This window comes from Pseudoalteromonas sp. AS84, assembly GCF_038900255.1.
Lineage (GTDB): Bacteria > Pseudomonadota > Gammaproteobacteria > Enterobacterales > Alteromonadaceae > Pseudoalteromonas.
Window position 1 is genome coordinate 192,749 of record NZ_JBBMQY010000008.1, and the last position, 12,813, is coordinate 205,561.

At 36.4% G+C, this 12,813-nt stretch carries 10 protein-coding genes and 1 pseudogene; 9 read left to right on the top strand and 2 right to left on the bottom strand.

Going from position 1 to position 12,813, the window contains the following annotated elements:
• Nucleotide 1 precedes the first annotated feature (1 nt).
• The 3 genes from WNY79_RS10850 to WNY79_RS10860 all read left to right on the top strand — a co-directional run bounded on the left by WNY79_RS10850 (nucleotide 2) and on the right by WNY79_RS10860 (nucleotide 1,957).
• A complete protein-coding gene (locus tag WNY79_RS10850; protein WP_342875849.1) occupies nucleotides 2-826 on the top strand; it encodes a hypothetical protein in 825 nt (274 codons plus the stop codon).
• A 197-nt stretch (nucleotides 827-1,023) separates the two neighbouring features.
• Entirely contained in the window at nucleotides 1,024-1,578 is a 555-nt protein-coding gene (locus WNY79_RS10855) for a hypothetical protein (protein WP_342875850.1), read from the top strand.
• Entirely contained in the window at nucleotides 1,568-1,957 is a 390-nt protein-coding gene (locus WNY79_RS10860; protein WP_182784195.1) for a hypothetical protein, read from the top strand. Before WNY79_RS10855 ends, WNY79_RS10860 begins: the two co-directional genes overlap by 11 nt.
• A gap of 594 nt (nucleotides 1,958-2,551) precedes the next feature.
• Here the strand turns inward: WNY79_RS10860 and WNY79_RS10865 are convergent.
• Nucleotides 2,552-2,764 (bottom strand): helix-turn-helix transcriptional regulator, encoded by a 213-nt coding sequence (locus WNY79_RS10865; RefSeq protein ID WP_342875851.1) that lies wholly within the window; start codon nucleotides 2,762-2,764, stop codon nucleotides 2,552-2,554.
• Between the two features lie 97 nt (nucleotides 2,765-2,861).
• On the opposite strand from WNY79_RS10865, the gene WNY79_RS10870 reads away from it, so the two are divergent.
• From WNY79_RS10870 to WNY79_RS10890, 5 genes and pseudogenes are all read left to right on the top strand, one after another.
• Nucleotides 2,862-3,398, top strand: a complete 537-nt coding sequence (locus tag WNY79_RS10870; RefSeq protein WP_342875852.1) for a hypothetical protein — start codon at nucleotides 2,862-2,864, stop codon at nucleotides 3,396-3,398.
• Nucleotides 3,399-3,579: 181 nt separating this feature from the next.
• Complete coding sequence (locus WNY79_RS10875) at nucleotides 3,580-5,493, top strand: DNA topoisomerase III (RefSeq protein WP_342875853.1); 1,914 nt, start codon at nucleotides 3,580-3,582, stop codon at nucleotides 5,491-5,493.
• Between the two features lie 130 nt (nucleotides 5,494-5,623).
• Complete coding sequence (locus WNY79_RS10880; RefSeq protein WP_342875854.1) at nucleotides 5,624-6,244, top strand: hypothetical protein; 621 nt, start codon at nucleotides 5,624-5,626, stop codon at nucleotides 6,242-6,244.
• A gap of 15 nt (nucleotides 6,245-6,259) precedes the next feature.
• Nucleotides 6,260-7,654, top strand: a complete 1,395-nt coding sequence (locus tag WNY79_RS10885; protein WP_342875855.1) for a hypothetical protein — start codon at nucleotides 6,260-6,262, stop codon at nucleotides 7,652-7,654.
• Between the two features lie 263 nt (nucleotides 7,655-7,917).
• Nucleotides 7,918-9,726: pseudogene (locus WNY79_RS10890) on the top strand (DNA topoisomerase III); the annotation flags it as partial.
• A 138-nt stretch (nucleotides 9,727-9,864) separates the two neighbouring features.
• Here WNY79_RS10890 and WNY79_RS10895 read toward each other — a convergent pair.
• Nucleotides 9,865-11,175, bottom strand: a complete 1,311-nt coding sequence (locus tag WNY79_RS10895) for an amidohydrolase (protein ID WP_342875856.1) — start codon at nucleotides 11,173-11,175, stop codon at nucleotides 9,865-9,867.
• Nucleotides 11,176-11,286: 111 nt separating this feature from the next.
• Here WNY79_RS10895 and WNY79_RS10900 point away from each other — a divergent pair, with 111 nt between their 5' ends.
• On the top strand, nucleotides 11,287-12,144 hold the full coding sequence (locus WNY79_RS10900; protein ID WP_024599840.1) for a tetratricopeptide repeat protein: 858 nt from the start codon (nucleotides 11,287-11,289) through the stop codon (nucleotides 12,142-12,144).
• The last annotated feature ends 669 nt before the right edge of the window (nucleotides 12,145-12,813 follow it).

Genomic DNA, 12,813 nt, shown 5'->3' on the forward strand with positions numbered 1-12,813 from the left:
TATGACTAGTAGAAGTGAAGCTGATATCTTTTATAAAATCAATAATGATGCTAAGGCAGACAAAACACTCAGGCTCTTGGCAAGTCGTTACCACGAGATTTCTTATAATGATTTCTTAGAGCTATTATTTGAGTATTTAGTAGAGTTTCTTGATGAAATAGAATCGCAGCCAGAGTCCTATACTGCAGCAGATGAAGATACTATAACGAGGTACATTGCATCTTTACTTAAAGCAACTAAAGTATTTCAGGCATCATCACAAACCTATAGTGGGGGGGCTGTTGATTTGACTGTAAAGCTTAGGCAACATGAGTGGATTGCAGAAGCCAAAATAGCCTATTCAAACGATAAAATTTTTGAAGGGTTATTACAGCTTCTTACTCGTTATAAAAAGAGCGCAACCCATAAAGGACTACTGGTGTACGTGCAAGCAGGAACTTTAAAGGATAAGGTAAACTCATGGACAGGATACTTATGCCCTGAAGAAGGGGGGTGGATAAATTATGTTGAGGTTAGCAAAAACCCAGAAAACCAAGATCTCATAAGAGAATTAATGCTCTCTTGTGGCGACTATAAAAAATTAGCCCATAATAAATTTGACTGTAATTTTTCTATCGATAATGGAATAAGAGTTGCTGTGCGGAACTTCTTTTTAGATTTGACTTTTAGACCTGCCGATATAAGTGGCAACAAAGCTAAAAAGCACCGCAAAAACAGAGCTATTAATGAATTGAAATCACTTTACTACGAGTATCTTCAGAACCCCCCAAAAGAGCTGGATACAGAAAAGGTACTGAAGTATTTAGAAATGCTCTGTAGGGAGTAAGGACCATGTAATTATTTACTTAATTCAGAGTCATATTATTTAATATTAGTAAGGCCTTGTTTAAAAAATGGATAATGCTCACCGATAAAGTTCGACATATCACATTGCCTTTTTACTTGGAAAGTTAATGTATAAAGAAACTCGATAGCTTATCAAAATGCTAGACTGAAAATAAAATTAAGGAGATTCATAAATAAATGAAAGAGTTATCTTTTAGTAATCTCCTTTGGGAGAGCACAGTAAAAAGTTGGGGGGGGATTCTTACTTTCCTAAGTTTTATTGGTGCATTTCTAGTTTTTTATTTAGTGCCCGAATCGACTAGTATTGAGTTGAAATACATTTTACCGGTTATAATAGTTGTTTTCTTTTTGGTTGTTGTTGCATTGAGAACTGCTTGGGTTGCATGCCAGGGATCAGATACAAAAATTCCTCGTGTTATGTATGTGAAAGATGCGCCAAAAGCCTATCAAGGCGCTTGTGCTTTATTTCTAGTTGAGCCAACACTTTTACTGTCTCATGATGCCATTATTTCTGTTTATTATCTGGAAGATGGTTTAGAAAGGCTTGTTGGTGTGGGTAAAGTAATAAATGTTCAAAATGACAAAAAAGTTCAAATAGTAATTACTGATAATTATGACTTTGGAGAAAAGTTAAGTCAAATTATGGCTAACTCTAAGGATGAGTTAAAAAAATTGATTGTTAAAGCATCTGTGCCTAGCTTTATTTTAGAGGATATTTCCAATGGCAGATAATACACAAAAAGCTAATTATCCTGCATTAGTTGCAAGGGTTAATGACGAATACACCCTTATAATCAATCGAGGGTCAGAGCATGGCATAACGAAAGGAGACCACTTTTTAGTTTATTCTATTGATCCACAAGAGTTGAAAGATCCTGAGACTGGAGAAAGCTTAGGAAACTTAGAAGTTATCAGAGGTACAGGTACAGCAACTCATGTTCAGCCGAAAATAACCACTATCAAATCTAATCGTGTCGTTTCAAGAGGTCGCATAATTCGTCGCCAAACAGGACTTCTAGCATCACTGAGTGGTGAGGTTGTTGAAGAGCCAGAAAAAGAAGCTATGCCTTTCGATGATCCTAATGTAGGTGACAAAGTTAAGCCTGTTTAGACAAAATATTTTTGTTCTCAGATAAATTACTTGCTGTTAATGTTATTTTATTGGTAAGCAACGGCACTCTAGGTCGGAGGTGGATTTGAATAATATAGATATATTTAATTGTGAAACAATGAAGATATTTCATATTTGCTTAGAGCACTTTTCAATATCAAAAAATATAAAACCATCGAAAATTGGAATTAATGTTTCTGCTTACTTTGAAATTTCAAAAGATAATACGGAACTCTTTAACAACTTTACTCATATTGACGAAATATGCCAACATTATTTGTGGTAGTTGAGGGATGAGAATTATATTCGTATAAGTTCATCAAATGATGGATGGTACTTGCTCAATTGTTTTAGTAGAAAAAGGGCTTGTTATACTTAATCAGAAACCTAGCGTACTGGGAAATAAATAGTCACTTAAAGATCTTTCCTTTATAGGTTTATCAACATTACCACTCGATGTTACATCGAGTGAAATAACTGAGTTTTTCAAAACTGCTAGCTAACAACACAGCTAGATATATATGATCTTCAAATGACGTCAACCTATTGAGCGCTATATCAATCCCTCGGTGCAAAGCCCGCTTCATTATATTGCTAATTAGAAAATAATATCTCCACATTCACCCCAAGCGCTTCAGATAATGTTTTTATCTCAATATCGGTAACTCTTCTTACTTTAGATTCTATTTTCGCTAGAGTGCTTCTGGTAATATTCCATTTTAACAAATTACACTTGGCTGCTAATTGCTCTTGAGTCCAGCCCTTACTTTCTCTCACTTTTTTTACGTTTTCACCAACAATATTCATTGCTTTACCTGCTCTGCTAGCGGAGCTTGATTGTCACAGAGAAAAGCCTTAAAATTGCTCCGATATGGGAGCATGTTGATTTGGTGTGTTAAAATTTATGAAAAATATAAAAATGAGTGTACTTTTAGCAGAAATCTTAAAGAATAAAGACTTCAATAAATTCACCGTAATGAAGTTAAAAGATGAATATTTAAATCGCTCGGAGAAGGTTTTGTGCTCCAGTGAAGCGCGGAGGTATGCTTATAAGCACCTCATTAAACTAGTTAAACTTGGTGCTTTAACTAGGATCGGGGTGAAAGGTTCACACAAAATGGTATACAAAAAAACAGCTTCATTTAATGACGTTGTATTTATACCTGAGCTTGAAGAACAAAAAAAAGACATAGTCGTATTTGATAAGGAAAAGTTAAAGAGCAGTGCCATTGAAAAATTAGAAGAAGCGCTCCAAAAGCATAAAGCTGACATGATGGCTGCTATTGGTGAGTCAGAAGAGTATATTCGTTTAATAGGCTCCGTACCCGAGATGGGAGACTCTCTTACAGAGAAATATTATTTGGCACGTGATAAAAGTGCTAAATTACTAGGGAAAATACAAGCAGTTGAAACAGTTATAGCTACTTATGGAAAAGTATAATTAAGCTTGCAAGACCTAGCTATGTTTAATAAATACCGCTTTCGACTCTTCAATATTTTGATGGCAATGTAACAAAGCACTCTAAAAATTTTTTAATTAATAAGACAATATACAATCTCTAGAATACTGTTAATATAAACAGTACTTATCTAATGTAGGGTTTAGTTAATAAACATAAGAAATGAGATTATTTATTGCAGAAAAACCAAGCTTAGCGAGAGCTCTCGCCGAAGCACTACCTAAACCATTAAAAAAGAAAGATGGTTATATAGAAGCGACTAACGGTGATATTGTAACTTGGTGTATAGGTCACCTATTAGAGCAAGCATCCCCTGAATTTTATGATGAAAAGTATAAAAAATGGGTTATTCAAGATTTGCCTATCATACCTACTCAATGGCAACTTAAGCCTAAGTCTCAAACAAAAAAACAACTCACGGTTATTAAAAAACTAATTAAACAAGCAAATACAATTATTAATGCAGGTGATGTGGATCGTGAAGGTCAAATTCTTGTTGATGAAGTGATTAATTATTGTGGTGCCTCTAAATCGAAGATCACTAATGCACAGCGATGTTTAATTAGTGATATGAATGAGGCTGCTGTAAAAAAAGCGGTTAATAATTTAAAGCCTAATAAAGATTATATTCCTCTAGCTGTTTCTGCCTTAGCTAGAGCAAGAGCTGATTGGCTATATGGTCTCAACATGACTCGCCTGTGCACACTACAAGGTCAAAAGTCAGGTTACCAAGGTGTATTGTCAATTGGTCGAGTTCAAACTCCTATATTAGGTTTAATCGTAAACCGAGATATTGAAATCAAAAATTTTGTCTCTAAATCATTTTATGAAGTCATAGCCAATCTTGAAACAGAGCAAGGTATCAAGTATCAAGGTAAATGGAAGCCTAGTGCGGCCTGTGAGCCTTATATGGATAGCGAAAATAGGGTTGTATCAAAACCACTCGCTATAAATGTGATAGAACGTATAAACGGTCAATCAGGAAAAGTTGTTAAGGTTATTGAAGATAAAAAAAAGCAGCAAGCACCTCTGCTATTTAGTTTGTCTGCTCTACAGATTTTAGCTGCGAAAGCGTTTGGTATGAGCGCAAAAAAAACACTTGATGTATGCCAGCAGCTTTATGAAAAGCATAAACTGATTACCTATCCACGCTCAGATTGTCAATATTTACCAACAGAACACCTTAATGATGTCCAAAGTGTTATTAAGGCAATTAGCACTGTATCGAGTAAATCATCAAATATAATTAAAGATGCAGATCTTAGTATTAAAAGCAGGGTCTGGAATGACAGTAAAGTTGGTGCGCATCACGCAATTATTCCGACAGCAAGAAATAAAGCAACAGGAAGTTTATCAACGGATGAGCAAAACATTTATGAGTTAGTTGCACGGCAATATATAGCTCAATTTTATCCTGCTTTCGAGTTTCTTGATAAACAAATACATACCGAAATATCAGCAGGGTTATTCATTAGTAAGCAAAAAGATATTGTCATAAATGGCTGGAAGGATCTATTTCCTACCTCAGCGAAGAATAAAGAAGCTTCTGAATTTTCTTCAATCAATCTCCCAAACGTGAAAGTAGGGGAACTAGTCCAATGTTTAAAAGGTGATTTAATAGAGAAAAATACAACAGCACCTAAATATTTTACTGATGCAACACTGTTAGGAGCATTAACTGGTATTTCAAGGTTTGTTACTGATGCTGCAATAAAAAAAGCTTTACGGGAAACCGATGGTCTCGGAACAGAAGCAACAAGAGCTGGTATAATTGATCTTCTTTTTAATCGAGAGTATCTAACCAAAAAAGGCAAAGAGATACATGCTACTGAAGTCGGTATTAAGCTGATTACAGCGCTCCCCAAGCAAATATCACAACCAGATATGACAGCAATGTGGGAGTCACAATTAGAGTCTATTTCTACAAAGTCTATGAGTTACCAATCTTTTATCGGGGGAGTGCAGAGTAATCTTGAACTTCTTATTAGTGAAGTTAAAAATATAAGCTTCACTGGTTTGCCAACTACAACCAACAAAAAAGTATTTCGAAGAAAATCAAAAAAATGGAAAAAATAAATATATCTACGAAAATTTAAATGCTATTTTCAAAATGAAATCCAGAAAAGAGCGCACTAGAGCTCGCTTTGCTTTTTCTGTATTAAAAAACTTTGTGTTATGAAATAGAATTTTAACTATAGGGAATAGAATGTTTTCTCCAAAACCGAAGTCAATTATAGTGGTTTATCCCAAAGAATATTACAAGATTGCAACATACCTTAAGCATAATATTTCTTTGAATGAAAACTTTGATAGCACTTTGTACACTATCGAGCATTATAAACAAAACCTTCCTGCTTTATCAGGTAAAAGCTATGTTGTTTTTTTGGGGACGGAAAAAGAATGCCCTGTAGCTGAACCTTTTCATAGTTTTATCGAAGAAATTACTTTTTATAAAGGGGCGTGTTTCGGAATGACAGGTACTAAGTCAATAGTTTTTGGTTTAGATAGTCAAACGGTCAAAAAGTTTATTGATAATAAACCAGAAAAAAAATACGTTGATTTAGATGGTAAGTCTATAAGCTTCTCTAATAACGGTAAGCTTAGTAAACTCGGATTTATATCTTCAAACTCCATTATTAAGGCTTCGTTGAGGAATCCGCTTTTCTTAACTTCTGCAATTATAGGTGGAGTTGGAATTTCTGCTGCAGGCCAGATTACTGATAGGGCTAAAGATATGTGGAATGCTTCCGAGCAGCGCATGGAAAATATTGAGATAGCATGCAACCTATTTATTGAATACGGCCTTTCTAAGTGGGCAGAATCATAGTCTGAGGATATTAAATTGAGCGTTTTTACTGATAACTTCCAATCTGTGCTTAATGCTATGGGAAGTGCTCATGCCATTCATGTTTCTACTGACTATATAAATAATGTTAATTTAGCTATTGATTCTGCATGTGAAACTATTAAATCTGAAGCTCTGCGGACAAGGAATGTTGATATCCAATTCGCTAAAGGTAATATTGCTGAAGCTTACCATACAGGAACCTTTAATGTTTCTGCAGCGGCTAAGGGTCAAGCTGACATTAGCGCAGAAATGATTTTAAATAATAAAACAGGTGAAGATATTCGCTATGGGAAGCTAGGATCTGATGAACATATCGCAGAGCTTAAGTATTATGCTACCGGTGAAAAAACAGCTAAGGCGTTAAATAATCCTGCATATTCGTCGGGAGATAAAATAGTTCCAGCGGATCAACTTGATGATGTTCGGCAAGCGGCTTCTCGAGAAAGTATAAGAAATGCTGAAATTCGACCTGATGTTTCTGATAATTATAATCACACTGCAGAACATTCATCGGATAGGTTAGAATACGATAATGTCAGTTCAACCCCATTATCTAATCAAGAAGCTATCGATTTAACAGCGGAACTTAAATCTGAAGAGTCTACTGATTATGATTTAAATATTGAAGAGTTTGTCGAGTGGTCAGATATAGCGCGTGAGTCTGGACAAGCAGCATTATCAGCAGCGGCTTTTTCTGCTGCTCTTTCCGCAGCTCCGTATTTAGCTAAAGCAATTATGAACGGAATCAAAGATGGCGAGCTTGATATTGTAAGCTTAAGTAAGGGAGCTTCAGCAGTTGCAACGTCAACACCTCAAATTGCATTTAGAGCATTAATAGCTGCTGCTATTTTGAACTCCTCAAAAGCAGGCTATTGCGGTGAAGTAATGAAGGAGCTCTCCCCTAATGCTATTGGAATGGCGACCTCAATGGTAATTAATACAATTAGCCATTCTTTGAAGTATGCTAGAGGTGATATTTCAGGTAGCGAAGTTGCTTTAAACTCAATTAAGGATGCCATGGCACTTGCCTCAGGGCTATATGGTGCAACTTTGGGCAGTTTTATTATTCCTATACCGGTGATGGGGGCTTTAATTGGGAATATAATTGGTTCTATGGTTGGTGCTACTGTATTTCAATATAGCCACTCAATTACACTTGGCATTTGTGTGGAGTCTGGCTGGACAATGTTTGGTTTTGTGGACCAAGATTATCAAGTATCAGAAGATATCCTAAAGCAATGTGGATTTGATCTGTTGAATTTACAGCGATTCAACCAAGCTAACTTTGAGCCACAAAGGTTTCAAGCTCAATCAATAGAAATCCAGACTACAAACATTAGCTTTCTGAGGAGGGGGGTTATAGGCATTAGTACTGTTGGTTATGTTTAAATATATACAAACGGCTCTACTTTGTTATTACCTTTAAAGCATAAATAAAAAACAACAATATTCATAATAGTGAATGTTTATTCAAGAAGCTTTTACTTTCTTGCTGTATCAAAATTAAGTATCAAGATAAGAGTAATTTATTATAATTAACTTTATTTAATTTTACTTTCTAACAATACTCTTAACCTTTGATAGAGTATTTTTTAACTATTTACCTAAGGGGCCGTTGACAATATTATTAACTAATCAGACTATTCGTCAAAATGCTAGAACAAGCAGAACCCGATGACTATGATGAGCGCTTTAAAAAATGGCAGTTTGAACACTTACCTATAATACCTGAACAGTGGAAGTTAAAAGCCAAAACCAAAACTCGCAAACAGCTCACTGTTTTGAAAAAATTAATTAAACAGGCCTCGCAACTTATTCACGCTGGCGATCCAGACCGTGAAGGCCAGCTACTAGTCGATCAAGTAATAGAAAAAGCCAAAATAAGTCAGGCTAAAAAGCAGAGTACGCAACGTTTACTCATTAGTGATTTAAATTTGTCCGCAGTAAAAAAATCACTGGGTACTATGCGTTCTAATCGAGATTTTATTCCGTTAAGTGTATCTGCTTTAGCGCGCTCCCGTGCTGATTGGCTATTTGGTATGAATTTAACGCGTGCATATACGTTAGCAGGGCAAAAAGCAGGGTTTGGTAATGTACTTTCGGTAGGGCGAGTACAAACCCCTATTCTAGGTCTTGTTGTTAATAGAGATAACGAAATAGCACACTTTGTGTCTAAGCCTTTTTACGATGTATTAGCGCATTTGCTTACTGCAGATAATCAACCTTTCGCTGCTAAGTGGATCCCTAGTAAAGCATGTGAGCCACACCAAGATGAAGAAGGGCGAATACTTAATAAAGCACTTGCAGAAAATGTTGCATCACTTATTACAAAGCAAAATGCTGAGCTTACGGCACTTGAGCAAAAACAAAAAAAGCAGAGTGCACCGTTGCCATATAACTTATCTGCTCTACAAATAGATGCAGCTAAAGCATTTGGTATGCCTGCTCAAAAAGTGTTGGATATTTGCCAAATACTTTACGAACGTCATAAATTAATAACTTACCCGCGTTCAGATAATCGTTATTTACCCAAAGATCACCATCAAGAAGCTTCTGCTATTTTTAAGGCAATAATTGCTAATGGTGGGCAAAGTAGTGAATTAGTAAATGGGGCTGATGTAAAAAAGCGTAGTAAATGTTTTAACGATTCAAAAGTGGCTGCGCATCATGCCATTGTGCCAACGGCTAAACAGTTAAAGTCAGTGAGTTTGAGCGGTGACGAAGCGAAGGTATATCAATTAATAAGCCGCCATTACTTAATTCAGTTTTATCCCGACTATATATATAACGAAACTAAAGCAGAGATAACAATTGCTGGCGGATTATTTAAAGCAAATGCAAAACAAGATGTAAGCTTAGGCTTTAAGGTATTAATGGGTAAGTCTGAATTAAAAGATGAAGCTACGTTACCTCCTTTAACAAAAGGTACGCCTCTTTTTTGTGAGCAAGGCGAAGTAGTCGAAAAGCATACATCACCCCCTGCTTATTTTACCGATGCTACATTATTGGCTGCGATGACGGGCATTAGCCGTTACGTTAAAGATCCACAAATTAAAAAAGTATTAAAAGACACAGATGGTTTAGGTACGGAGGCAACACGTGCGGGAATAATTGAGTTGCTATTTAAACGGCGTTTTTTAAAGCGTGAAGGTAAGTCAATTAGAGCGACCGAAACAGGGCTTGCACTTATTAGCGTATTACCGCAAGGTTTAGCGAGTCCTGATTTAACCGCAAAGTGGGAATCGAGTTTAGGTGATATTGCGCAGCAAGTAATGAGTTATCAGCAATTTTTGCAACCGTTACTGGCTGATCTAAATGGGTTTGTACAATTAGCAGCAAACTGTGATAACAATGCATTTGCAAGGTTGCCAAAAACCTCACCTAAAAAACGTTTTGCTAAACGAGGTGGAAAAGCGACCTTTAAAAAGTCGAGTTATAAAAAAAGCACTGTTGCTAGTTAACTACAGAGCTATTTTATTAAACGATATTGCTTAATGTTGAATTGGTATTACTTAACCTGACTGGCCTATTGTAAATAATTCAACGCAGTTAGCGCTGAAAATAGCTGCTTGAGATAGATTTATTATCCAGAATTTAGGTTACTTATTAAATAAACCAACAGCAGCGTTACTCATTGCTTTTATTCCGGTAGGAATGGCAACTTTGTAATCTGGTGCAAATTTACTAGAGTGTAGGGAAGGGAGTACTTCACCTGTTTTTATTGAATCTGCATATTGTGCTTGGTTTACGCCTCCTAGCCAAAATAAGGTAATAGGTATATTTTCATCGGTGCGTCCGTATAGGCCAAAATCTTCACCCGCCATTACAGCTTGTGTTTCAAGCACATTAGTATCACCAATTGCGCTGGCAATAGAGTGTCTAACAATATCTGTCTGTGCAGGGTTATTATAAGTAGATGGAATAGATTCATCTTCATGTACATATACTACAGGGTAGTTTGATTCATCCAATCCAGAGCTTTGTGCAATACCTGCCGTGATTCGTTTTATTGCTGCTATTTGAGCATTTCTAACATTTGGGTTATAGCTTCTGAGAGTAAGTTGTAGTTTTACTTCATCCGAAATCACATTATGTTTTGAGCCACCATGAATAGACCCCACTGTAATAACAGAAGGCTCAAGCGGTGAAAGTTCTCGGCTTGTGATTGTTTGCAGAGCAAGTACTGTGCGTGCAGCTATAATCACAGGATCTATAGTTGTATGCGGATAAGCACCATGACCACCTTTACCTTTTATTGTAATATCAACAGAATCTACACTTGCCATAGTGTATTCATTTTTCATTGATACCTTACCAGCGGGGACGCTAGCACTTACATGCAAAGCAATTATATGATCAGGTTTTTCATATTTACTAAATAGCCCTTCATTTAACATAGCTTTAGCACCCCCACCAACTTCTTCGGCAGGCTGTGCAACCATCATCAGAGTGCCTTTCCATTGAGCTTTGTGTACTATTAATTGCTCAGCAGTACCAATAAAAGAGCTCATATGAATATCGTGGCCACAACCGTGCATTACACCTACTTTCGCACCATGCTCGTCTATTACTTTAACTTTTGAGGCATAGGACTTTCCTGTCTGCTCTATAATAGGTAAGCCATCGGTGTCAGTACGGATCATTACGGTTGGACCGTTTCCGTTTTTGTAAATGCCGACAACACCAAAGCCACCTACATCACTTGTTACTTTAAAACCCAGCCGAGTTAATTTATCCGCTATTTTATTACCTGTTTCTTGTTCGTGATAAGAAAGCTCTGGCGATTGGTGTAAATCGAGGTAAAACTTTTCTATAGCTGGCATGGTTTTGCCTAAATTCAAATCGAGTCCATTTGCCTGTATAAATGGACTTGCTAATAAAAGTGCTGCACTTAGGTAAGTTAATTTCATGTTTTCCCTCATTGTTGAATATGTATACCGAGTGATTTAGGTATATGACTTGTAATTATTATGTTCACCACCATATAAAAACCTAAATAGATGAATATGGCAATCAATTCAATGAGCAACATAGTTAGTATTAATGCGCAAAACCTTCAACAAGTACTCGGTGAAACATCACAGCAAAAATTGGTGTTGCTTAACTTTTTCTCCCCTCAAAGTCCTGACTGCATCGGACAAGCTGCAATTTTAGATAAAGTAGCGGCTGAATATGCAAGCTATATAGTAGTAGCAAACCTAGATTGCGATACAGAGCAAGCACTCGCTTCTCAACTTGCGCAACAAGTTGGTCTCCAAACACTGCCTACGCTTGTATTATTAAAAGACTCTGCACCAGTAGATTTGCTTGCAGGTGTTCAAAGTGAGGCACAAATACGCGAAGCCCTAGCAAAGCATTTACCTGCGCAACAAGACTTACTGTTAGAGCAAGCAAAACAGGCGTTATTAAAGTCAGATTTAAATGCTGCATTTAATTATGCAAAGCAAGCTTATGAAATAGACAGCGGCAATGCACGCATCAAATTAGTGCTTGCAGACATATGTATTCAAATTCACAAGGTAGATGAAGCCCAAGCGCTTATAAATACTATAGATGCACAAGAGCAAGATGCTTACTTTAATAATATAAAAGCAAAATGCGAAGCTGCGCTTGAAGCAAAAGACTCACCAGAGATTAAAGAAAAGCAACAACAAGTAGAAAAGTACCCAAATGACCTAGAATTAAAAGAAGAGCTCAGTATTTTACTCAATGAAGCAGGCAGAAAAGAAGAAGCATTGGATATACTATTTACGGTGCTGCAAAAAGATCTGAATTTCAATGAAGCAAAACTAAGCTTTTTAGCCATTATTGCTTCTTTACCCGATGGTGATGCCCTCGCAGCAAAATATCGTCGCAAGTTATATAGTATTTTATATTAGATTTTTATACCTATTACTTTTAAGAAGCACCTACATAAGGTGCTTTTTGCATTTTTAGGGTATTAATTAAAAGCTTTAGCAATGTTTAACTATGTAAAAGTAAGAGTTATCAACAGCATTTTGTGGGTAACTTGTGCTTATCGTGTGTGCTTGCTTGGGGCTTAATTTTAATTACTATTTTGTGTAAATAACGCTTGCGTAAAATTCGCCGCTCCCTATAATGCGACCCCACTGAGACGGGAAACGCCAACGCATAGCGAGGCAGGAACTACTCAGAGAGTTAAATAAAACTTCGGTTTTAAATCTTCCAAAAGAAAGTTTAAAACAAAGTGTTGACTCGAAAAATAAAGGGTGTATTATTCGCATCCCTTGAGGCGCTAAAGCGACTCAAAACGTTCTTTAACAATATAAAGCAATCATCTGTGTGGGCACTCGTACAGATTGAGTTCTAACAGCCAACCTACTTCGTTCTTTATTGAGCAAGTAGCGAGGCAAACAAATTAGAGTCTCAATTGAAAACTGAGTGACCAACAGAATAGTTATTTCGATAATTATTCGGCACAGTCAATTCAATATCGAAAGATATTAAAATAAATTCAGAATTCATTGAGCTGTCGAAAGACATAAAACTTTTTAATTGAAGAGTTTGATCATGGCTCAGATTGAACG